Source organism: Photorhabdus sp. S10-54 (assembly GCF_963878145.1).
Lineage (GTDB): Bacteria > Pseudomonadota > Gammaproteobacteria > Enterobacterales > Enterobacteriaceae > Photorhabdus > Photorhabdus kayaii.
Map to the genome: position 1 here is coordinate 93,651 of NZ_CAWNXG010000008.1, position 23,220 is coordinate 116,870.

The 23,220-nt window shown below is 41.6% G+C and carries 18 protein-coding genes; 4 read left to right on the forward strand and 14 right to left on the reverse strand.

The genetic code is table 11. The features are described 5' to 3' along the window. Positions 1-10 precede the first annotated feature (10 nt). The 7 genes from carA to ribF all read right to left on the reverse strand — a co-directional run bounded on the left by carA (position 11) and on the right by ribF (position 8,220). On the reverse strand, positions 11-1,174 hold the full coding sequence (gene carA / locus AACQ83_RS06405; protein ID WP_112876447.1) for a glutamine-hydrolyzing carbamoyl-phosphate synthase small subunit: 1,164 nt from the start codon (positions 1,172-1,174) through the stop codon (positions 11-13). A 433-nt stretch (positions 1,175-1,607) separates the two neighbouring features. Further along, positions 1,608-2,429, reverse strand: coding sequence for a 4-hydroxy-tetrahydrodipicolinate reductase (gene dapB, locus AACQ83_RS06410; RefSeq protein WP_112876446.1), 822 nt, complete (start codon positions 2,427-2,429; stop codon positions 1,608-1,610). Between the two features lie 92 nt (positions 2,430-2,521). Further along, the gene (gene ispH, locus AACQ83_RS06415) at positions 2,522-3,475 is read right to left on the reverse strand and encodes a 4-hydroxy-3-methylbut-2-enyl diphosphate reductase (RefSeq protein WP_112876445.1); all 954 of its coding nucleotides are present in this window, start codon (positions 3,473-3,475) and stop codon (positions 2,522-2,524) included. Then, positions 3,456-3,926: an FKBP-type peptidyl-prolyl cis-trans isomerase gene (gene fkpB / locus AACQ83_RS06420; RefSeq protein ID WP_112876444.1), complete on the reverse strand. Its 471-nt coding sequence runs from the start codon at positions 3,924-3,926 to the stop codon at positions 3,456-3,458. The genes ispH and fkpB overlap by 20 nt, the downstream gene beginning before the upstream one ends. Before the next feature lie 5 nt (positions 3,927-3,931). Further along, positions 3,932-4,435, reverse strand: a complete 504-nt coding sequence (gene lspA / locus AACQ83_RS06425) for a signal peptidase II (RefSeq protein ID WP_011144971.1) — start codon at positions 4,433-4,435, stop codon at positions 3,932-3,934. Continuing rightward, the gene (ileS, locus tag AACQ83_RS06430) at positions 4,435-7,251 is read right to left on the reverse strand and encodes an isoleucine--tRNA ligase (RefSeq protein ID WP_112876443.1); all 2,817 of its coding nucleotides are present in this window, start codon (positions 7,249-7,251) and stop codon (positions 4,435-4,437) included. The genes lspA and ileS overlap by 1 nt, the downstream gene beginning before the upstream one ends. 24 nt (positions 7,252-7,275) lie before the next feature. Further along, positions 7,276-8,220: a bifunctional riboflavin kinase/FAD synthetase gene (gene ribF / locus AACQ83_RS06435; protein WP_112876442.1), complete on the reverse strand. Its 945-nt coding sequence runs from the start codon at positions 8,218-8,220 to the stop codon at positions 7,276-7,278. 350 nt (positions 8,221-8,570) lie between these two features. On the opposite strand from ribF, the gene rpsT reads away from it, so the two are divergent. After that, a complete protein-coding gene (gene rpsT / locus AACQ83_RS06440) occupies positions 8,571-8,831 on the forward strand; it encodes a 30S ribosomal protein S20 (RefSeq protein ID WP_112876441.1) in 261 nt (86 codons plus the stop codon). A 74-nt stretch (positions 8,832-8,905) separates the two neighbouring features. On the opposite strand, the gene nhaR is transcribed toward rpsT, so the two are convergent. From nhaR to AACQ83_RS06465, 5 genes are all read right to left on the reverse strand, one after another. After that, positions 8,906-9,820, reverse strand: coding sequence for a transcriptional activator NhaR (gene nhaR / locus AACQ83_RS06445; RefSeq protein WP_112876440.1), 915 nt, complete (start codon positions 9,818-9,820; stop codon positions 8,906-8,908). Positions 9,821-10,043: 223 nt separating this feature from the next. Next, positions 10,044-11,210 (reverse strand): Na+/H+ antiporter NhaA, encoded by a 1,167-nt coding sequence (gene nhaA, locus AACQ83_RS06450; protein ID WP_112876439.1) that lies wholly within the window; start codon positions 11,208-11,210, stop codon positions 10,044-10,046. A 371-nt stretch (positions 11,211-11,581) separates the two neighbouring features. Next, on the reverse strand, positions 11,582-11,767 hold the full coding sequence (locus tag AACQ83_RS06455) for a hypothetical protein (RefSeq protein ID WP_192880979.1): 186 nt from the start codon (positions 11,765-11,767) through the stop codon (positions 11,582-11,584). Positions 11,768-12,128: 361 nt separating this feature from the next. Then, positions 12,129-13,976, reverse strand: a complete 1,848-nt coding sequence (locus tag AACQ83_RS06460; protein WP_112876438.1) for a beta-glucoside-specific PTS transporter subunit IIABC — start codon at positions 13,974-13,976, stop codon at positions 12,129-12,131. 93 nt (positions 13,977-14,069) lie between these two features. Continuing rightward, positions 14,070-14,921 carry a PRD domain-containing protein gene (locus AACQ83_RS06465; RefSeq protein ID WP_112876437.1) on the reverse strand — a complete coding sequence of 284 codons (852 nt, stop codon included), beginning with the start codon at positions 14,919-14,921 and terminating at the stop codon, positions 14,070-14,072. A 460-nt stretch (positions 14,922-15,381) separates the two neighbouring features. On the opposite strand from AACQ83_RS06465, the gene AACQ83_RS06470 reads away from it, so the two are divergent. The 3 genes from AACQ83_RS06470 (at position 15,382) to AACQ83_RS06480 (ending at position 19,603) form a co-directional block, all read left to right on the forward strand. After that, entirely contained in the window at positions 15,382-16,818 is a 1,437-nt protein-coding gene (locus AACQ83_RS06470) for a PTS transporter subunit EIIC (protein ID WP_112876436.1), read from the forward strand. 75 nt (positions 16,819-16,893) lie between these two features. Continuing rightward, the gene (locus AACQ83_RS06475; protein WP_112876435.1) at positions 16,894-18,315 is read left to right on the forward strand and encodes a glycoside hydrolase family 1 protein; all 1,422 of its coding nucleotides are present in this window, start codon (positions 16,894-16,896) and stop codon (positions 18,313-18,315) included. After that, on the forward strand, positions 18,299-19,603 hold the full coding sequence (locus AACQ83_RS06480) for a carbohydrate porin (RefSeq protein WP_112876434.1): 1,305 nt from the start codon (positions 18,299-18,301) through the stop codon (positions 19,601-19,603). The genes AACQ83_RS06475 and AACQ83_RS06480 overlap by 17 nt, the downstream gene beginning before the upstream one ends. 226 nt (positions 19,604-19,829) lie before the next feature. Here AACQ83_RS06480 and dnaJ read toward each other — a convergent pair whose 3' ends face one another. Next, positions 19,830-20,960, reverse strand: a complete 1,131-nt coding sequence (gene dnaJ, locus AACQ83_RS06485) for a molecular chaperone DnaJ (protein ID WP_112876433.1) — start codon at positions 20,958-20,960, stop codon at positions 19,830-19,832. A 113-nt stretch (positions 20,961-21,073) separates the two neighbouring features. After that, a complete protein-coding gene (gene dnaK, locus AACQ83_RS06490) occupies positions 21,074-22,984 on the reverse strand; it encodes a molecular chaperone DnaK (protein ID WP_112876432.1) in 1,911 nt (636 codons plus the stop codon). Between the last annotated feature and the right edge of the window lie 236 nt (positions 22,985-23,220).

The window sequence follows — 23,220 nt, forward strand, 5'->3', positions numbered from 1 at the left end:
TTTCTCCTGATTACTTGGTGTTATGACGATTATTTTTCTGACAATACTGCTCAATGAGTTCAATAAAGTGATCAAATAACGATGCAGTCTCATGTGGACCGGGGCTAGCTTCTGGATGCCCCTGGAAGCTGAATGCAGGTTTATCGGTACGATGAATCCCTTGCAACGTACCGTCAAACAGAGATTTATGAGTAACGCGCAAATTTGACGGCAGTGATTTTTCATCCACAGCAAAGCCGTGGTTTTGTGCAGTAATCATTACAACATTACATTCAAGATCTTTCACCGGATGGTTACCACCATGATGGCCGAATTTCATTTTCATAGTTTCAGCTCCACTGGCTAACGCCAACAATTGGTGTCCAAGGCAGATACCAAAGATCGGAATCTCTGTCTCAAGCAGGGTTTTGATTGCATCGACTGCATAACCACAAGGTGCCGGATCTCCTGGCCCATTGGACAAGAAAATACCATCTGGATTCAGCTTCAATACATCCTCAGCCGGTGTCTGAGCGGGAACCACTGTCAGGCGGCAGCTACGATCCACCAGCATTCGCAAGATATTACGTTTTGCGCCAAAGTCATAAGCAACAACATGATAAGGCAGATCCTGTTCTTGCTTATCTTCCGGTAATCCCCCCGCCAACGTCCAGCTCCCCTGTAACCACGGATAAATCTGTTTAGTTGTCACCTCTTTTGCTAAATCCATCCCCTCCAGCCCCGGAAACGCTTGCGCTTTTTCCAGTGCAACCTGAGCGTCAATCTGTTTACCTGCTATAATACAACCATTCTGTGAACCCTTTTCTCTTAACAAACGTGTCAGTTTACGGGTATCGATATCTGCTATCGCAACAATATTATGACGTTTAAGGTAATCGGAAAGTGTTTCTTCGCAGCGGAAGTTACTGGTCAACAGTGGTAGATCACGAATCACTAGCCCTTGGGCCTGTACTTTTAGTGATTCTTTATCGACTGAGTTAACACCGACATTACCAATATGGGGATAAGTAAGAGTGACAATTTGGCGGGAATAGGAAGGGTCTGTGAGAATTTCTTGATATCCGGTCATCGAGGTATTGAAAACCACTTCCCCAACTGCCGCCCCTTCCGCACCTATGGCACGACCGTGGAATTGGGTTCCATCTTCCAGAACCAATATAGCTGACTTAATCAAAACACCCTCCAAAGAATAATTACTCGCAATTAGTGCATATTAATTCAGATTTATTCCTCAAAATCAATGCCAAAGCTGCTTTTTAGGCAAAATTTTGGCAAATTGCGCGCATTCTAATGATGAGAGGGAGAGTTGTCTACAAAAAATGTTACTTTTCTTATTTTTTTACACATTTCACTGAGTGAATTAATGAAATAAGACTAAAAACAGCAATAAAACTAATTTAGAAAACGGTAATCAGCATAGAAAACTTGATTCTCAGATGAAAAGTTGAAAATAATCATGAAAAGGAGAAAAAAGCAGAAAATTAAGGTTAGAAATAAGATAAAAATAGAAAAAAAAACTAAAAAGCAATGAAAATAAACAAAGAAATTAAAAATCGCACAATAAAATATTTAATTATGCGATATCAATAAGTTGTAAAAATTTTCTTTCAAAGTAAGTCGAGATTTAGCACATCTTTCATATCAAAAAGACCACTATTTTTACCACTCAGCCATAAAGCAGCCTTTACAGCGCCATTTGCAAATGTCATCCGACTGGAAGCCTTATGAGTTATCTCTACTCTCTCCCCAATATCTGCAAACATAGCGGTATGCTCTCCCACGATATCCCCTGCACGGACAGTTGCAAAACCAATACTTTTTGGATCACGTTCACCGGTATAACCTTCACGGGCATAGACAGCACACGCTTTAAGATCCCGCCCCAAAGCATGAGCAATAGATTCTCCCATTGCTAAAGCTGTTCCTGATGGAGCATCCACTTTATGGCGGTGATGTGCTTCAATAATTTCGATATCACTATACTCGCCCATCACTTTCGCTGCTTTTTCCAATAATTTAAGCACCAGATTTACACCAACACTGAAATTCGCAGCAAATACAATCGGGATATCAGCAGAAGCCTCTTTAATTGCCTGTTTACCAGCCTCATCAAAGCCAGTTGTACCGATCACTATCGCTTTACCGTTCTGGCGACAAATTTCAAGATGAGTCAACGTTCCTTCCGGACGGGTAAAATCGATAAGGATATCAAAATCATTAACGATACTTTTCAGGTCATCACAAACAGTCACACCTGTATGACCAATACCCGCCAACTCTCCGGCATCTGCGCCAATCAGAGAAGAACCGGAGCGTTCCAAAGCTGCACCAAGAGCAACACCATCTATTTGATATATGGCCTGAATCAACTGACGTCCCATACGCCCACCAGCGCCAACAATAGCAACACGAATATCTGTATCAGCCATAAGCCCTCACTATATTTAACACGATGAACAGTCAGATGAATGCTCTAAATAAAGAGTATATGCAATACTTTATTCTTATTTATCTTGATAATTTAGCTAATTTCTTTAACTTCAACACGTAACTCTTTTGGCACTTCAAATACAATATTTTCTTCTCTACCGTGTAATTCTTGGACGGAATCAGCACCAAGATATTTCAAGCGTTCAATAACTTGCTGAACTAAAATATCCGGTGCCGAAGCGCCCGCGGTTACGCCAACCAAAGAGATGCCGGTAATCCACTCTTCTTTAATATCCTCAGCAGAATCTATCAAGTAAGCAGGTTTACCAACCCGCTGAGCTAACTCAGCAAGGCGATTAGAGTTAGATGAATTCTTCGAACCCACAACCAAAACAACATCGGCGTCAGACGCCAGATCCCGTACCGCTTCCTGGCGGTTAGTCGTCGCATAGCAGATATCATCTTTACGGGGACCAACGATGTTTGGGAATCGCGCATTAAGTGCATCAATCACTTCTGAAGTATCATCAACAGATAATGTGGTTTGAGTCATAAAACACATGTTGTCTTCATCTTTGACTTTCAAGTTCCATACATCTTCCGGAGATTCAACCAGATACATTCCACCTTCCGCATTGTTGTACTGACCCATTGTACCTTCAACTTCGGGATGTCCAGCGTGACCAATCAGAATAGCTTCTTTGCCTTTGCGGCTGGCTCTTGCTACCTCCATATGGACTTTAGTCACTAGAGGACAAGTCGCATCGAACAACATTGTCAAATTGCGAGAACGTGCTTCAGCACGAATAGCCTGTGAAACACCATGTGCCGAAAAAATCAGAATCGCATCATCCGGTACTTCTGAAATTTCTTCAATAAAGATAGCACCCCGCTTGCGCAGGTTATCTACAACATAACGGTTATGCACAACTTCATGACGAACGTAGATCGGCGCACCATATAATTCCAGCGCACGCTCTACAATACTGATAGCACGGTCAACACCAGCACAAAAACCGCGGGGGTTAGCCAGCAATATCTGCATGGTTTTCCTCCAATTGTGGATCAATTTCCAACACTTCAATTTCAAACGTGACGTTCTGATCAGCTAACGGGTGATTGAAATCAACAGTCACAGATTCTTCTGTTACAGCTTTGACTATGCCCGGCATTTCACTGCCATTCATTGCCGTAAATAACATTATAGTGCCAATTTCAGGAATACCCGTTTCAGCAAAATCACGCGGAGTAAAATATTGGATCAGATCAGGATTTGGTTTACCAAATACATTCTCACCAGCCAGAGTAAAGGTATGTTTATCTCCGTCTTTTAGCCCAGTAAGCTGCTGTTCCAAAGGTGAAGAAAGGGTTCCATCACCTAAACGAAATAATGCAGGTTTGCCCTGAGTGTGAGTGGAGTCGACAATAGAGCCATCTTGCAGTTTTAAAGTGAAGTGCAGTAAAACTGCACTATTCGCCTGCACCTGATTTGACATATTACTTATCCCACTTTGATGGTCTTTTCATCCGGGCTTAGAAAGCTATCAATGATAACCAATCCAGCCCCGATACATATCGCCATATCAGCGATATTAAAAGTTGGAAAGTGCCAATCACCGACATAAAAATCAATAAAATCGATGACAAAACCATGAACCAACCGGTCAAACAGATTACCCAATGCTCCACCAATAATCAGGGCATAAGCGATATTACTCAGTTTCTTCTTTGCACTGGCACGATACATCATCACCATCAGTACAACTGAAATAGCAACGGCAATGAATGCAAAGAACCAACGCTGCCAACCATCTTTCTCTGCAAGGAAACTAAAAGCCGCCCCAAAATTCTGGGCATAAGTCAGATTAAAATAAGGTATCAACGGAACGGATTCATACAGATGAAAGTGTTGCAACACTAGCTGCTTACTACCCAGATCCAAAATCAATACCACAACAACTAACCAAAGCCAGCGAAGGCCGGTGGAGCAAATGGGTTTATTCATCAGGCAAACTTACGCTCTTCGCCGTTACCGGCAACATTAGTTACACAGCGGCCACAAAGTTCTGCATGTTCCGCCACCAATCCCACATCTTTAGCGTAATGCCAGCAACGAGGACATTTTTCGCCATCCGCTTTGCGGAAAGCAATTTTCAGACTACCGATTTCGCTTTGTTGCGCATCTTCACCAGCCTGCTCATAATCTGCAACAACAACCTGAGATGTTAGCAGAACAAAACGCAATTCATCTCCGAGGCTATTCAGTTTATCCGCCAATTCATTATCGGCGTACAGCGTCACCGCGGCTTCCAGTGAACTACGGATATGTTTGTCTGCGCGTGCCTGCTCCAGCACTTTGTTAACCTCACCACGCACAGCCAACAAATCAGCCCAGAAAACATCATTCATTGGTTCGCCTGCGGCCAGACCAAACAAACCGTCGTACCACTCTTCGGTAAATACATATTGAGCACGTTTGCCACCAGGCAACTCATTCCAAACTTCATCAGCAGTAAAGGAGAGGATAGGCACCATCCAGCGAACCAATGCTTCCGCAATATGATACAGCGCAGTCTGACAACTGCGACGAGCCAAACTATCGCTCTTAGCGGTGTATTGACGGTCTTTAATGATATCGAGATAGAACGATCCCATCTCCACGGAACAGAATTGCATCATACGTTGAACAACGGTGTGGAAATCATATCTATCGTAACATTTGGTAATGTCCGCTTGCGCCGCTTGAGCACGCCCCACAGCCCAACGATCCAACACAGCCATCTCTTCTGGTTTAACCCTATGCTGTTCAGGATCGAAACCATTCAGGTTTGCCAGCAGGAAACGCGCCGTGTTACGGATACGACGATATGCATCAGCAGAGCGTTTCAAAATCTCATCGGATACCGCAATTTCACCAGTGTAATCGGTAGAAGCAACCCATAGACGCAGAATATCTGCCCCTAATTTATCCATGACATCCTGCGGACTGATGGTATTACCGATAGATTTAGACATCTTACGGCCCTGACCATCCACAGTGAAACCATGCGTTAACACCTGACGGTAAGGTGCTTTACCTTTTATTGCCGTTGAGATCATCAGGGAAGACATAAACCAGCCACGGTGCTGATCTGAACCTTCAAGATAGATATCCGCAGCGTTACCCTGGAATTCAGGGCGGGCATCAACCACCGATGCGTGAGTTGATCCCGAATCGAACCAGACATCCAACGTATCAAAAATTTTGACATAGTTAGCCGCATCATCACCTAACAGTTCGGCTGGCTCCAGATCCCACCACGCCTGAATACCGCCAACTTCAACACGTTTTGCAACTTCTTCCATCAATTCGATAGTACGTGGATGAAGCTCTTCCGTCTCTTTATGGACAAAAAGAGACATCGGCGTACCCCAAGTACGTTGACGTGAAATACACCAGTCAGGGCGATTTTCAACCATTGCCTCAATACGAGCCTGACCCCAACCCGGTATCCACTCAACCCCTTTGATCTCCTGCAACGATTGTTTACGCAGACCATTTTGCTCCATGCTGACAAACCACTGCGGCGTGGCACGGAAAATGATAGGTGTCTTATGGCGCCAGCAGCAAGGATAACTGTGCTGTAATTTTTCCAAATGCAACAACGCATTGTTTTCACTCAGGATATTCAGCACAACATCATTCGCTTTAAAGACAAACACACCATCCAGAGAAGGATAAGTACCGGGCAGGTAGCAACCATTAGGGCCAACCGGGTTTGCAACTTCCAAGCCATATTTCTGACCAAGAACAAAGTCGTCCGGGCCGTGACCTGGGGCCGTATGCACAGCACCGGTACCCGCATCCAAAGTCACGTGATCACCCAGTACAACCGGTGAATCAAAACCCATAAATGGATGTTTAAAGCGCAATAACTCCAACGCAGCACCCGCACAATTCCCTAGCACTGTCCACGAAGTTATACCCGCGCGCTGCATCACACTTTCTACCAAATCAGCAGCCAGGATCAGGCATTCACCCTCAATCTGTACTAATTGATAGCTAAATTCAGCATGCAAAGCGATCGCTCGGTTAGCCGGCAACGTCCACGGCGTGGTTGTCCAGATAACCAGAGAGACCGGTTGATCTGCTACCTGCACACCAAATTTCTCACAAACGGCAACTGCATCAACCGCATTAAAACGCACATCAATCGATGGAGAAGTTTTGTCGTAATACTCAACTTCTGCTTCGGCCAGTGACGAACGACAATCAGTACACCAGTGAACAGGCTTGGCACCTTTCAACAAATGACCATTAGCGATAATACGGCTCAATGCGCGAATAATGTCGGCTTCGGTCTTAAAGTCCATCGTCAAATATGGACGTTCCCAGTCACCTAATATGCCCAGACGGATAAAGTCTTTCTTCTGACCTTCAATTTGCTCTTTAGCATATTTGCGGCACTCGGCACGAAATTCAGCGGCGGAAAATTTTTCCCCCGGCTTACCAATAATCTGCTCAACCTTAAGCTCAATGGGTAAACCGTGGCAATCCCAACCAGGGATATATGGCGAATCATATCCCGCCATTCCTTTGGATTTAATAATAATATCTTTGAGAATCTTATTGACTGAGTGACCAATATGAATACTGCCATTCGCGTAAGGAGGGCCATCATGCAGAATAAATGTTTTTTTACCGGCTTTTGCTTTACGAATTACTTGATACAACCCATCTTTGTACCAACGTTTTAACATATCTGGTTCGCGCTTTGCTAAATCTCCGCGCATTGGAAACCCTGTTTCTGGCAGATTCAGGGTGTTTTTATAGTCACTCATTCGATTCTCAATTCCAATTTTCCGCTAGATACATGACACAGGTAGCTGCTTAAAAAATTCCTTCGCAGCAACCAAATCATTCGCAATTTGCTGCTTGAGTGCATCAAGGGAAGCAAACCGCTGTTCATTACGCAATTTTTTACGTAACACCACATCAATATAACGCCCATAGAGATCCATTTGGGTATCAATTAGATGTACTTCAAGTTGTTGACCCTGACCAGAGACTGTTGGACGTGTACCAATATTGGCAACACCCGGTAAAGGCTGGTCTCCCAAACCATAGACTTCAACAACATAAACGCCGTGTACCGGAACCACTAATCGTTTTAACGGCAAATTTGCTGTTGGAAAACCAATAGTGCTCCCTAGTCGCTTACCATGAACGACCCGGCCACAAATGCTGTATGGATGTCCCAATAATGTTTCGGCTAATACCAAATCATCATCTTGCAGTGCTTGACGGATAGCTGTGCTGCTAATCCGTAAACCATCATCACAAAAACTTTCACTGCTGGTCACATCAAAGCCGTATGTCTCACCGGCTCGCTGCAAAAAGGCAAAATCACCACTGCGAGATTGACCAAAACGAAAGTCGTCTCCTACAGCGAGAAACTTAACACCCAATTTTTCCACCAGCAACCGTGAAACAAAGGCTTCTGGCGTATTTGCCGCAAAATTTCTATCAAATTTCACGCATAATAAATAATCCACTCCACATTGGGCGAGATATTTGGCTTTATCCCTTAATCTCGTTAGACGCGCAGGAGCATTACCCTTAGCAAAAAACTCCAAAGGTTGTGGTTCAAAAATCATGACCATTACTGGTAATCCCAGACGCTGCCCTTCGTGTTTTAAGTGTTTCAGTAGTGCCTGATGACCTCTGTGGACACCATCAAAATTACCAATCGTCAACACGCAACCGCGGTGACATGTCCGGATATTACGTATACCGCGAATTAGCTCCATAGCTGGCTCAATACCCTGGAAATTACCAAATTATACCTTGTACAAAGCTCAAGGTTAACCCACCATCATAAGATGATTTAAATCAATAGCCCTGATTCATACAACAAAAACGAGCAGGAATCCCGAAAAATATTCATTTTATTTCTATCTGGACTATTCAATGAGATTTTTATTGTGAAAGACTGTATTCCCACTAAGTAAACTGATAAAATCCTGCGCCATCACAACGAAACAAGTTGCCGCGGTACAACGGCGCTTATTTGCACAAATCCATTGACAAAAGAAGGTTGAACAGGCATATTCCTCGGCCTTTGAATTGTCCTCGATAGAATATATTTGGGAGTTGGACCTTGGCTAATATCAAATCAGCTAAGAAACGCGCCATACAGTCTGAAAAACGTCGTCAGCATAACGCTAGCCGTCGTTCTATGGTGCGTACCTTTATCAAGAAGGTATATGCTGCTATCGCTACCGGCGATAAAGAAGCTGCGCAGAAAGCATTTCATGACATGCAACCTATTGTCGATCGTCACGCCTGTAAGGGTCTGATCCACAAAAACAAAGCAGCACGTCATAAATCTAATCTGACGGCGCAAATCAACGCAATGTAATAATTTGCGTTTGGGTTACTGAAAAACCGGCCTGCGCCGGTTTTTTTGTGTCTGCAGTTACTATCAATTATTTTTTAAGTACGCTTCTTAGATAGCACATTAAACAACGCAGAAAAATCTTTATTACATACCCTTTGAACAGCCGGGTGTTGAATCATTCGCTCAGCAAAAATCACATAATACTCTTCCTGCACGGCATCCAACCGACCAATCTCGGCAATATCATTATCTGTAAAAATATCATTGGTATACAAAGATGGCGCCACGAAAATCGCATTATGATACATACCAAACGCTTTCATTAACGCGGCATCATCAAACTCACCTAGTACTTCAACCTGAAGATTTTTATTACGTATCCAAGTCAACAATTTACGCCCCAACATAGAGCGACGCCCTGGAACCAATAAGCGACGTTCCTCCAAACATTCCGGGAAAGGTTTTTCCGGGATAGGTTGTCGGCAGAAGAAACTCACATCACATTCACCCAGTTTTACCGAGAACAGCCCTTCCTGTTGGGAAGAATCCACCGGGCAATCAGACAATATCATATCGAGTTTGTGCTGGCTGAGTTGTTCCAGCAACAACTCATGGGTTGATTCAAAACAACGTAGATGAATCTGCTCATGTTCCACAACCGCCGTTTTTAATACCTGGCTAACCAGACGTTTGGACAGTGCATCAGCAACACCAACATCAAATAAAAGATTAGATTCACGGCTGTAGTTAACGATATCCAACATCTCCTGGCTTAGCATAAACATCTTATCCGCATAGCGGAAGATAAGCTGTCCTAGCTCTGATGGCACTAATCCCCTGCCCTGACGTTTGAACAGTTTCCCTCCCAGACGCTCCTCCAGCGCTTTTATCTGTCCTGTGATCGTTTGAGGTGTTAGATAAAGCGCTTCTGCCGCCCCAACCACTGATCCTTCCTTGCAAACATGCCAGAAATAATAGAGATGATTAAAATTCAGATGTGACACCCGCATACGTTTTTCCTTATGTATCGCTTACGTCTGGTAGACAACGCCAGCCATACATTACTAATCCACCGTCTCCCGGTGATTTTCTGTTTTTTCACTACATAAAGTATCCGCGATACAATTTTAGTTGTTGTACCGCAAATACAAAAATGATGAGTCAGTCCAGAAATTTTCTCTAAAATGTAGAACTTCATTTGGCTAAGTTAATGAATTTATCCCCACTCTGCCATCACTTTTTCTTTGGTAAGACCATTCGTAACAAGCCATACCCCATAAACGCAGCGATGGTTGAACCTATCAGAATGCCAAGACGGGAATAGACACTGAAAGATTCATCCGCTCCTTCAAAAGCCAATCCTGAAATAAAGATAGACATAGTAAAACCGATTCCACAAAGAACAGAGACCGCAAATATCTGTTTAAGATTAATCTGCTGTGGCAATTTAGCAAATCCGATCTTAATAGAAATATAGCTAAAAAGAAAAATGCCCAATGGCTTACCAAGAAACAGAGCCACAGCAATACCTAACGGTAACATATCGGTCAAACCATTTAACGTAACGCCATTCAGGGCTACGCCTGCATTGGCAAATGCAAATAATGGCAAAATAAGATACGCCACCCAAGGATGCAAACCGTGCTCAAGTAATTCAGATGGTGAATGACCATTCTGACCACGCAGAGGAATCAGAAAACCAACAATGACGCCAGCTAGTGTTGCATGAACACCCGATTTCAAGATGCAAACCCAAAGGATAGTGCCAACAGCCAGATAAGCCGATGTTTTTTCGACACCACGCCAATTCATCCAAACCAGCAAAGCAATCATTGCCGCTGACAATCCAAGCGCCACAAGAGAAACCGTTTTGGTATAAAACAGAGCGATAATCACAATAACGCCCAGATCATCAATAATCGCGAGTGCCAACAAGAAAACCTTGAGTTCTATTGGCACCCGCTTAGACAATAGCGCCATCACCCCCAAGGCAAAAGCAATATCGGTTGCCGCAGGAATAGCCCACCCTTGACGGGTAAATTCATCATTGCCATTAAATAACAGATATATCAGTGCCGGAGCGGCCATACCTCCTATCGCCGCTATTACCGGAAATATTGCCTTATCACGCCCCGCTAAAGAACCTTCCAGCAATTCCCGCTTGACTTCCAGACCAACAATCAAAAAGAAGACAGCCATTAAGCCGTCATTAATCCATAACAATAAAGGCTTATTGATCTCCAGTGCAGCGAATTGCACTACCATCGAAATATTAAGAAATTGCTGATAAATACCCTGTAATGGCGAGTTTGCCATTATCAGCGCAATAATGGCAGCAATGATAAGAAGGAGCCCTCCAGCCGCTTCTAATTTCAGGAATTGACGAATAATTGCTGTCACGATGATTAACCTCTGAAACTGATCGAGCTTAAATGGTACTCTAGCTATGGTTTCGAAAAAAATCGATTTTATAACCAGAATAATTCGATATAACCGATCTATTGATGATCTACATCTCAATAAAATAGATTATCAATCAGAGGAAATCGTTAAGTGAAGCGTGCCTATTTATTTTACATTAGCACCAATTTCCCGCATCTTAGCCAAAATGCGGTTTAAATCATCTTCTGATAGTGTTAACTGTGTTGCTATATATACCCTTCATCTTTCAAACTGCTGCTTTGTTGGCAGCTTTCACTCACCCCAGTCACATAGTTATCTATGCTCCTGGGGATTCGTTCACTTGCCGCCGCGCTGCAACTCGAAATCTATTAGGTATAGAATAGAATGTGCGGAGAAATAACACGTGGCATTTTCCCGCCCGTGTATTTTCTCCATTGATTGTTACCGGAAACTCCCGCTAAATCGGCCATTTGTTCTCCCGTGAAACCTAATTCTTCTTTGAGTTTAATGAGATCTTCTGTAGTAGGAGGAGAATAATTGCCGATCAGTCGCATAAGTATTCCAGAACAAAGCCCCTTACGGGGCCAATTAATTAAATGAATTTGAGCGCTACCTTATATTATTACACAATAAAAAGCAGCCCTTTTAGGGTTAATTGTCAATGTTGATCGATTAATTTTTCACCTCAAAATATTAGTATTCAATATGACTTCATATTATGCAAAATATATTTTTTCAGAATTTATATAGCTAGATAATTTCTAAGGATTCGACAGAAAAGATAAAATAAGACAATAATAACGAGAAAACAGCATGAACAATTAACAGGTATTAAAACTGGTCATATTGCAATCTTTAAATACAAAAAAAGAATTAAGAATATTATTAATATACACTAATCATTTGAAAAACAAATCAATATCGATTAATAAACAACAAATCATCTTTACATCCAATAACATTTTTTCTTTTAGTAGGCATTATTGAGTGATATTCCTCACTATTAGTGACAATAATTGGCGATATAATCTGAATTTTATTCTCTTGAAGAAATTCCAGATCAAAATTAACTAATACCTCACCGGCAACTACTCTCTGCCCTTCTATAATTTGCAAATTAAATCCCGCTCCTTGCAAACCTACCGTTTCAATACCAATATGAATTAATAACTCCACTCCTTGATCGGAAATTAAACCAATAGCATGTCCAGTCGGAGTAATCATTGAAACCTTGCCATTAAAAGGCGATTTAACCACACCTTCGGTAGGAATAATAGCAATACCATCACCAATAATTTTTTCAGAAAAAGTGTCGTCAGGTACTCTTGAGAGAGATTCTATTGTGCCGGTCATCGGAGAACGTAATATGATTTTCTTCTTTTTTGAAAAACGTGGCTTTATTAATACTATAGAATCAACATTAGATTCTAATTTCATTAATAAAGTGGATATAAATGCCACTAAGAAACTACTAAAAATGCCAAGCAAAATAAAAATAAAATTATTGCTATCTTTTTGCATATAAAAAGGTAATGACACCAATCCCGGTACACTAAAAGCAAATATTTTCACAGAGAAAATACCTATAATAGCGCCACCAACGGCTCCACCCATTAATGCAGCATAAAAAGGTTTTCTTAATTTAAGCGTAACGCCATACATTGCAGGTTCAGTTACGCCTAAAAAAGCAGAGAATGAAGATGAATAAGCTAATGATTTCATTTGCCTGTCTTTAGTTTTAATTGCGACTGCTAATGTCGCACCAGCTTGTGCAATATTACTCGCAAAACTGATGGGTAATAACATAAAATCGTATCCAAGAGATTTAAAATTAGCAAAAACACTTGGCAAAAAGGCATAATGCATTCCAGTAATAACTAAAATAGGTATCAATCCACCTAACAATAATCCCGCAAACGGTCCAGCCACGGAAAATAATATTAAAAGCCACTTTTCAATATACAAACCAATTGTATTTCCCAACGGTGCAGCAATAATCAATAAAATAGGTGCAGAAATTAATAAGACCAATAATGGTGTAAATATTATTTTCAATACCGTTGGAATAAACCTATCTACCCATCTATGAATATAACTGAGCAACCAAACCCCTAAAATAATTGGAATGGCAGTATAACTATAATGAATAGCGGGAATAGTAATACCAAATACACTGAAATATCCACCACCAGAACTGCTCACAAGATCAGATAATGTTGGATAAATTAAAATACACGCTAATGTGGCGGCAATAAATTCATTTGTTTTAAATTTTCTTGCCGCTGAAAAAGCCAAAAGAACAGGCAAAAAATAGAGAGGTGTATCAGAAAGAATATATAATAATTTATACTCATTACTCTGCTCTGAAACCCAATCCATCATATAGAAAAAAATTAATCCGCCTTTAAGTAAACCCGCCCCTACAATTGCAGGCAATATGGGAACAAATATGCCTGAAATGACGTCAAGAATATGACTAATGAAACCCTTTTTTGGACCATAATGATTTCCTTCATTTTCTTTTAACTGCTTAATTATTTCACTAAATATTTCAACAACTCTATTGCCAATAATTATTTGCAATTGCCCGCTGTGAAAATGTGCTCCAATAACCCCCTGCATTTTTCTGATCGCAGCAATATCTACTTTACTATCATCTATAATATTAAAACGCAATCTGGTAACACAATGCCAACTTTTATTTATATTTTCTTGTCCGCCAATAAATATAATGATCTCTTTTGCAAAATCTTCATCTCTCATTTTATTCACCACCTCCCAAAAAATCTAAATCACATAAATATACTCATCTAATACCATTAGCGATTGACACTTATTTGACGATCCATTTACTTATCATTCTCTGCCCTTATAACTATCATTAACCACCCGCTCTATATGAATGACTAAATAAATCAATTCATCATCGGGCACTTTCCATTGGTATTTCTCCCTCAGATATTTAATTAGCTTAACTGCACAGTTGTAGCTTTTGAAATACTTTTCTTCTATCAACTCTTGCAGAGAAAAATCCATCTCAATCGCAGAAGAATGCTCATTTTTATTTTGTCTAATCAGGAAATAGCGCAAATGCGTAATAAAACGAGAGTAATTTACCGAGGTTGTATCAAGGTTAACATGAAAATAGTAGTGAATAAGCTTAACCGTTTTATTAATCAAATTCGTTAATTTTAATGTATCTCCCATTGTTTGCCCTTCATATTGAGCATTGACAAAATGCAAGGCAATCAATGAGGCTTCTATCGGCGGTAATGGTTTTTCAATCTGGTCATTAATATAGATAAGCGCCTGTTTACCGACTTCATATTCCAACGGGTAAAGATGAGGGATCTCCCATTGTAAGACATTACCAATCTGATATCCTTTACTCATTCGCTCAAATGCAAAGTTTAAATGCTCTGACAAAGTAATGAGTAATGAATCGTTGAGAGATTTGCCAAGAAGATCTTTCCCTAATGCGATAATTTTCTCGGTTAGCTCTATAACTGAGACTGGAATAGTCGCAATAATTTGATTAATTCTATCGTTCTTTTCAACAGTGAAGACTTTTTCAACATCTTGAATATTCAGCCTATCGCCTTTTTTTCTATTAAAACCTATGCCCTTATCCATTAGAATAACTTCATTATTATTCTCATCAACGGCAAGAACGACATTATTATTTATGAGTTTTACTATCGTTAACAAAAGAGATACCTTACAGGATAAACTATTATATGCACCAATATATGCACCAACCTAAGCCTATAAAATAGGTGAAATATATTTGTGACCTGGTTGTGCCTGAGTCTAATCAGTAACACTCCTGTACACTATATTCATTATGTTACCTTTTAAGCTAAAACATTATTTTTACAAAGTCAACGACACAGCAACATATCCACTTACCCAGGATATTTATGATAAGCATCACATTTTTACCAAAATTACATTTAATAACTTGCAAGTATCGCAAGGAGTAATTAGTTTTTGACCAACTGATATAGGCTTGTTACCGACTTAGTTGCGACTGACGTCGGGCAAAACCTAATCCATCACGCTACAGTTCCCTTATTCCAAGGCGATTGTAGATGGTGGGTTAGGTTTTTTTTTACCTTAAATTTGGCCTTTCGCTGTTTTCAGCGTACTAAAATGAAGGAGAGGTCCAATGAGATACGAAAGTCTGGCTGAGAAAATAGTCAGCACAATAGGTGGGAAAGAGAATATATCTAGCCTAGTCCATTGTGCGACTCGTTTACGATTTAAACTTAAAGATAGCAGCCTGACCAATAGCGAATTACTCAAACAGACTGCGGGAATTATTACCGTAGTAGAGAGTGGTGGGCAATATCAGGTAGTCATCGGTAGCCATGTAGGTGATGTTTACGATGATATTAATCATAAATACTTACAAGATGACGCAGAAGCAGCACAAAATATAACTTCACCACAAGAGATAAAACGAGATAACGCCAGAGGTTTAAAACGCATTCTTGATGTCGCCATTGATATTATTTCCAGTATTTTTACCCCGCTATTAGGTGTATTGGTTGCAGCCGGATTAATTAAAGGCATTCTCGCTTTATCCAACGTATTCAATTGGATGAGCATAGACAGCGGTACCTATAAAATTTTATACGCTACCGGTGATGCAATGCTCTATTTCATGCCTATTTTATTAGGGTATACCGCAGGTAAGCGGTTCGGAGGCAACCCTTTTATTACCATGGTTATCGGGGCAGCCTTAACCTATCCAACCATGACCGAGACATTTAAACTTTCACAAATTACGCCTGCTATTCACCTCAATTTCCTTGGTGTCCCTATTACTTTCATTAATTACAGCTCAACAGTTGTTCCCATTATTTTATCAGCATGGTTTAGCTGCTTGCTGGAAAAGAAGTTTAACAGTTGGTTTCATTCTTCCTTCAAAATGTTTGCCACACCTTTCCTATGTCTATTGATTACGGTTCCTTTGACTTTTCTAGTTATTGGCCCTATAGCAACAGAGCTCAGTGATAGCCTGGCAGCGGGATATCTCTTTTTCTATCAATTAAATCCGGTCATTGCTGGACTTTTGATGGGCGCATTGTGGCAGGTTTGTGTCATTTTCGGTCTGCATTGGGGACTTATCCCAATAATGATCAATAATATGATGACCCAGAAAAGAGATATGCTCTCTCCACTGCTCCAGCCAGCAATATTTGGTCAAGCAGGTGCAACTCTGGGGGTATTTTTACGTACACGCGATAAGAATATGAAAACATTATCAGGTACCGCACTGATATCAAGTCTCTTTGGCATCACTGAGCCATCTATTTATGGTGTCACACTGCCACTAAAACGCCCATTTATTATCGGTTGTATTGGCGGGGCACTTGGCGGGGCAATTGTCGGTTTCTATTCAGGAACAGCATATAACGTTGGCGGCATGGGTATCTTTGCATTTACCTCATTTATTTCTCCCTCCGGCATAGATAGTGCTTTCTGGAGTGTCGTATTAGGTTCGTTAGGTTCATTTGTCTTCTCCTGTATCGCAACCTATTTATTCGGTTTGCCATCAGAAGTAAAAGCTTCACCAATAACATCCCGTACAAAAAATTAATTTAAACTCTGAGAGGAAGAATCATATTAAGAAGATATCTTCCAAGTTTAACGAGCAATTAACAAGAGGAAAATCATGAACAAACAATTTCCAAATAACTTCCTTTGGGGAGGAGCGCTGGCTGCAAATCAAGTTGAAGGTGCCTATCAAATAGATGGCAAAGGGTTATCAACCTCAGATATGCAACCCCGCGGAGTCATTGGTCACAGCATAGAACGCAGTTTGGGTGATTTTCATATTAAGGATATTGGTATCGATTTTTATCATCGTTATCCCGAAGATATTGCGCTATTTGCTGAAATGGGATTTAAATGCCTGAGAACCTCTATCGCCTGGACACGTATATTCCCTGAAGGAGATGAAGAAATACCGAACGAAAATGGTTTAGCTTTTTATGATCGCCTTTTTGACGAAATGATAAAACATAATATTCAACCATTGATTACGCTTTCTCATTTTGAAATGCCTTATGGCTTAGTAAAAAAATATGGTGGTTGGGGAAATCGTGAAACAATTACGTTTTTTGACCATTATACCAGAACTGTTTTTAAACGTTACCAACATAAAGTAAAATATTGGCTGACATTCAATGAAATTAACATGTCTTTATTCTCTTGTTTTACCGGCGCAGGATTACCAGAAAAAAGTAAAATTCAAGATATTTATCAGGCGCTACATTATCAATTAGTTGCCAGTGCTAAAGCAGTTAAAGCCTGCCATGAAATTATTCCTGATGCAAAAATAGGTAATATGGTGGCAGCGGCACCTTATTATCCATTGACTTGTCACCCTGATGATATATTAGAATCATTGAAAAAGAATCGCGAATGGTTGTTCTTCTTTGATGTACAAGCTCGTGGATATTATCCATCTTATATGTCCCGTCTATTTGAAGAGCAAAATATTACACTTGATATAACAGATGAAGATAAAAAAGCACTCAAAGAAACCGTTGATTTTCTCTCTTTCAGTTACTACATGAGTAGCTGTGCAACGACAAATCCTGAGATTATCAAGACCTCAGGGAATATAATTAATCCGGTGAAAAATCCTTATCTGTCCAGCTCAGAATGGGGATGGCAAATCGATCCCCAAGGTATTCGCTATCTTCTCAATATGCTATATGACCGTTACCAGAAGCCCCTGTTTATTGTAGAAAACGGTTTGGGTGCCAGGGATGTTATTCAAGACGATGGCTCTATTATTGATGATTATCGTATTAACTATCTCAACGATCACTTATTTCAGATACGAGAAGCCATTGAAGATGGTGTTCAATTATTAGGATATACCTCATGGGGGCCAATAGATTTGGTCAGCGCCTCTACAGCAGAAATGTCAAAACGATATGGATTTATTTATGTCGATCGTGATGACCAAGGTAATGGGACATTAGAACGGCGACGTAAAAAAAGTTTTAGTTGGTATAAAGAGGTGATAAGCAGTCACGGGAATACGCTTAAATCCCCGGAGGAAAAAAATGAAAATAACCAATAAATTTCGTTTACTCACAGTTCCACTTATTTTGCTTTATAACAATATTACTGTGGCAGCAGAAAATAGCTGTAGCTCGTATGATGCCCTTTTACCGAGAGGACAAGAAACACCTTCGGTTTCATCTGCATGCGATACCGTATTTCCTGAATGGGGCGGCCTTAGAAAAGAGATGGCAGATCGTGGCTTTTATGCAAATTTTCAACTACTCACTAACCTAACCTACGATGTATCAAGAAGCTGGAAAAATACACCTAATCCCAATTATATGGGACAGCGCTTAACTACCGGTAATATGGCGGCTACAGAACTCACTTACGATTTATCACGGATTGGTTTCACTGATAAAGCACAACTGCGTTTAGGTTTAACCTATGCTTATAATAACTTCAAAAATAATGGTCAAGATGGACATCCTTTTGTCTCAGCCTTTTCCATTAACCAACCCTTATTTAATGACCAAGTAATATTAAATTACGGCTATACAACACTACTCTTCAATTTCTATGGATTATTTTTTGGTAGCAGTACAGCCTCATCCGCGTTGGGGCCAACCAGTGTCATGTTGGCCCAAGCTGGCCTCACCATGACCAAACCGAGTCCATCGATAGATATTCGGTTTTTATCGGAAAATAAACGTTGGTATGACCACATTGGTGTTGCCAGAAGTCAAAGCTCAGAAGGTTTAAAGGCAGACTCAAAATATAATACTTACGGTCTGCGCTGGAAACTTCCCAAAGCAGGCACCTTGGTGATCAATGAATTAGGTTATCGTGTTAATACCAATGAAACGGAAAATATGATCTGGCTGCGGGGCGGATCGGTGTTCAATAAAACACCTTATTTTAACTATAATAACTTAGAGTATGAAGATAACACTTACTCTCATTATATAGCGGCTACCCGCCAAATAACCAAACCGGATGCGTCAATGCCTTTCCGTGGCTGGTATATTGACGGCAAAGCCAATTACGCACCAAAGAATCGTAACCTATTTAATGCTGATATTTCGTTATCACTGTTCAGCATTGGGCCATTTAATTCACGTCCAAACGATATGGTCACTTTTGGTCTGGCATACGATAAATTCAGTAACGATGCAAAAGATTACTTCGCCCGCAATGGTCAACTTGCTGAAAGTTATAGTGCAACCGCTTCTGTAGCGTATACCTATCGTGTTTACAACGGAATCTATTGGACTAATAGCTTATCGTATACTCATCACCCATCAGTGACACCGAAAGAGGATGATGCCTATAACTTGCTCACACAAATTACTGTTAGTTTATAATTTTCAATTTAAACAAAAAGTCCTCATTTAAAACGAGGACTTTTCACCCGTAATTTGAGCTTTATTTAGCAATCCAGCTCTATACCCGTTATCTTTCAAGTTGCCTCTTTGTTGGCTGCACTCGCTCACCCCGATCACATAGTTCGCTATGCTCCCGGGGATTCACTCCCTTGCCGTCGCGATGTATCTTGAAATCCACAGGGTATATATGTGGCGACATCGACTATTACTTAGTCAAATCATCAAAGAATTTCTTTACACCATCGAAGAAACTTTTAGAACGTGGGCTATTCGTTTCTTCGCCAGCACCACCGAAAGATTCACCCAATTCGCACAGTAATTCTTTCTGTCTTTCATTCAATTTAACTGGCGTTTCTACCACTACCCGGCACAGTAAATCACCCTGAATGCCACCACGGACAGATTTAACACCTTTGCCTTTCATGCGGAACATTTTACCTGTCTGGGTTTCAGCAGGTATTTTCAATTTCACACGGCCATCAAGGGTTGGTACTTCGATTTCTCCGCCCAGTGCCGCCATTGCAAAGTTAACCGGCACTTCACAATAGAGATTACTTTCTTGACGCTCAAAAATATGGTGCGATTTCACCTGTACCTGAACGTACAGATCACCTGCGGGTGCGCCTTTAGCTCCCGCTTCACCTTCACCACTCAAACGAACGCGGTCACCGGTATCCACACCTGCCGGGATCTTAACAGACAGGGTTTTGTATCTTTCAACTCGCCCATGACCATGACATTTATGGCAAGAATCTTTAATGATCTGACCACGTCCATGACAATGTGGACAAGGTTGCTGAACGGTGAAGAACCCCTGACGCATATGAACCTGACCAGCACCTTGACAGGTTGAGCAGGTTACAGGGCTGGTTCCTGCTTTAGCGCCGCTACCATGACAGGCATCACAGGTTTCCAGTGTCGGGATACGGATCTCTTTGGTCACACCACGAACTGCTTCTTCCAGCGTCAACTCCATGCTGTAACGCAAATCAGCACCGCGGCTTGGACGCTGTTGACGACGACCACCTCCGAAGATATCACCGAAAACGTCACCAAAGATATCACTAAAATCAGCACCGCCGCTAAAACCGCCACCGCCCATGCCGCCTTGTTCAAAAGCAGCATGACCATATTGGTCATAAGCAGCCCGTTTCTGGTCATCCGTCAGAATTTCATAAGCTTCTTTAACTTCTTTGAATTGACTTTCTGCTTCTTTATCACCCTGATTACGATCAGGATGATATTTCATCGCCAGCCGCTTATAGGCTTTTTTAATCTCTTTTTCGCTCGCTGTTTTGGAAACCCCCAAAACTTCGTAATAATCTCTTTTCGCCATCTCTTATTTTACCCTTAACATACGCGCACGGGCGCAGAGTTCCCTCGACGCCCGTGCCGGTTAATCAGCAACAGTTGTCATCATCTAACTGTCACCGCGCCCGCTAAGGGCTATTATTTTTTATCTTTAACTTCTTCGAATTCAGCGTCTACAACGTCGTCATCTTTCTTCGCACTGTCACCAGCGTCTGCGGTTGCACCAGCCTGAGCCTGCTGCTGAGCAATTTCCAACAACTTAGCGGAAGCCTGAACCAAAGCCTGAATTTTCGCTTCAATATCCGCTTTATCTTCGCCTTTCGCTGCGGTTTCTAGCTGAGTGATAGCACTTTCAATCGCAGTTTTATCTTCTGCTGGCAGCTTGTCACCCGCTTCTTCTACTTGCTTACGGGTACCGTGAACCAGTTGATCTGCCTGGTTACGCGTTTGTACCAACTCTTCAAATTTACGATCAGATTCAGCGTTAGCTTCTGCATCACGAACCATCCGTTGAATTTCGTCCTCATTCAGACCGGAAGAGGCCTTGATAGTGATCTGCTGTTCGCGACCAGTGTTTTTGTCTTTAGCAGATACATGCAAAATACCATCAGCATCAATATCAAAAGTCACTTCAATCTGAGGCATACCACGAGGTGCTGCTTGGATACCATCCAAATTGAACTGGCCCAAAGATTTGTTATCACCGGCACGTTTACGCTCACCCTGCAACACATGGATAGTTACCGCAGACTGATTGTCGTCTGCCGTAGAGAACACCTGGCTGTGTTTGGTTGGGATCGTGGTGTTTTTCACAATGAGGGAAGTCATAACACCACCCATTGTTTCGATACCCAGAGACAGTGGTGTAACATCCAGCAACAAGACATCTTTCACATCACCGGCCAGAACACCGCCCTGTACCGCAGCACCCATTGCTACCGCTTCGTCAGGGTTCACATCTTTACGTGGCTCTTTACCGAAGAAGTCAGCAACCACTTTCTGTACCATTGGCATACGGGTCTGACCGCCCACCAAAATGACATCGTTCACATCAGAAACTGACAGGCCGGCATCTTGCAATGCGACTCGTACAGGCTCCATAGAACGTTTAACCAGCTCTTCTACCAGTGATTCCAGTTTCGCACGGGTCACTTTGATATTCATGTGCTTAGGACCGGTTGCATCTGCGGTGATATATGGCAGGTTCACATCGGTCTGTTGTGCAGAAGAGAGTTCAATTTTTGCTTTTTCCGCTGCTTCTTTCAGACGTTGCATTGCCAATGGGTCGTTACGCAGATCAATGCCCTGATCTTTCTTAAATTCGTCAACCAAGTAGTTGATCATACGGCTGTCGAAGTCTTCACCGCCCAAGTGAGTATCACCGTTGGTTGCCAGCACTTCATATGTTTTTTCACCATCAACTTCATCGATTTCGATAATAGAGATATCGAAAGTACCACCACCAAGGTCATAAACCGCGATAGTACGGTTACCTACTTCTCTGTCCAAGCCATAAGCTAGTGCAGCAGCGGTTGGTTCGTTGATAATACGTTTTACTTCCAGACCTGCGATACGGCCAGCATCTTTGGTTGCTTGACGCTGAGCATCGTTAAAATATGCAGGTACGGTGATTACCGCTTCAGTCACTGGCTCACCCAGATAATCTTCTGCCGTTTTCTTCATTTTCTTCAAAACTTCAGCAGAAACCTGAGGAGGAGCCATCTTCTGGTCTTTCACTTCCAGCCATGCGTCGCCATTATCTGCCGCAATAATTTTGTATGGCATGATAGCTACATCGCGTTGCGCTTCTTCGTCTTGGAAACGACGGCCAATCAGACGCTTAATAGCAAACAACGTATTTTGCGGGTTAGTAACAGCCTGACGTTTAGCCGGTTGACCAACCAGAGTCTCACCATCCTGGGTATAAGCAATGATGGAAGGGGTTGTGCGATCACCTTCGCTGTTTTCCAGCACACGAGCTGTCGTGCCATCCATAATAGCTACACAAGAGTTGGTAGTTCCCAGGTCGATACCAATAATTTTACCCATCTAAACGCCTCCAAAGAAATTCGTAATCAGTCAAGTTGCTAATCAATATGAGGATGACTTTCTGCTTTTCAATGGCACCCATTTTTATGCCTCTACGCGATTCCTCACCCTTGCTTATAACACCGGCTGTATAGGACAGCGATTAGCAACTGCGGTTGATTATAAGATGGGGTCGTTAAAGCTATCATCAAGGGGGGATGCGAAAAAAAAACCTTTTTATTATTTCAAAGATTATT

What these genes read in the sequence shown, in the direction of transcription:
- fkpB (WP_112876444.1), bottom strand. Translation starts at nt 3,926, where the DNA reads ATGTCAAATCAGGTGCAGGCGAATAGTGCAGTTTTACTGCACTTCACT.
- AACQ83_RS06460 (WP_112876438.1), bottom strand. Translation starts at nt 13,976, where the DNA reads ATGAGAGATGAAGATTTTGCAAAAGAGATCATTATATTTATTGGCGGA.
- nhaR (WP_112876440.1), bottom strand. Translation starts at nt 9,820, where the DNA reads ATGCGGGTGTCACATCTGAATTTTAATCATCTCTATTATTTCTGGCAT.
- AACQ83_RS06455 (WP_192880979.1), bottom strand. Translation starts at nt 11,767, where the DNA reads ATGCGACTGATCGGCAATTATTCTCCTCCTACTACAGAAGATCTCATT.
- AACQ83_RS06475 (WP_112876435.1), top strand. Translation starts at nt 16,894, where the DNA reads ATGAACAAACAATTTCCAAATAACTTCCTTTGGGGAGGAGCGCTGGCT.
- dapB (WP_112876446.1), bottom strand. Translation starts at nt 2,429, where the DNA reads ATGGCTGATACAGATATTCGTGTTGCTATTGTTGGCGCTGGTGGGCGT.
- lspA (WP_011144971.1), bottom strand. Translation starts at nt 4,435, where the DNA reads ATGAATAAACCCATTTGCTCCACCGGCCTTCGCTGGCTTTGGTTAGTT.
- dnaK (WP_112876432.1), bottom strand. Translation starts at nt 22,984, where the DNA reads ATGGGTAAAATTATTGGTATCGACCTGGGAACTACCAACTCTTGTGTA.
- AACQ83_RS06480 (WP_112876434.1), top strand. Translation starts at nt 18,299, where the DNA reads ATGAAAATAACCAATAAATTTCGTTTACTCACAGTTCCACTTATTTTG.
- AACQ83_RS06470 (WP_112876436.1), top strand. Translation starts at nt 15,382, where the DNA reads ATGAGATACGAAAGTCTGGCTGAGAAAATAGTCAGCACAATAGGTGGG.
- ribF (WP_112876442.1), bottom strand. Translation starts at nt 8,220, where the DNA reads ATGGAGCTAATTCGCGGTATACGTAATATCCGGACATGTCACCGCGGT.
- dnaJ (WP_112876433.1), bottom strand. Translation starts at nt 20,960, where the DNA reads ATGGCGAAAAGAGATTATTACGAAGTTTTGGGGGTTTCCAAAACAGCG.
- ispH (WP_112876445.1), bottom strand. Translation starts at nt 3,475, where the DNA reads ATGCAGATATTGCTGGCTAACCCCCGCGGTTTTTGTGCTGGTGTTGAC.
- ileS (WP_112876443.1), bottom strand. Translation starts at nt 7,251, where the DNA reads ATGAGTGACTATAAAAACACCCTGAATCTGCCAGAAACAGGGTTTCCA.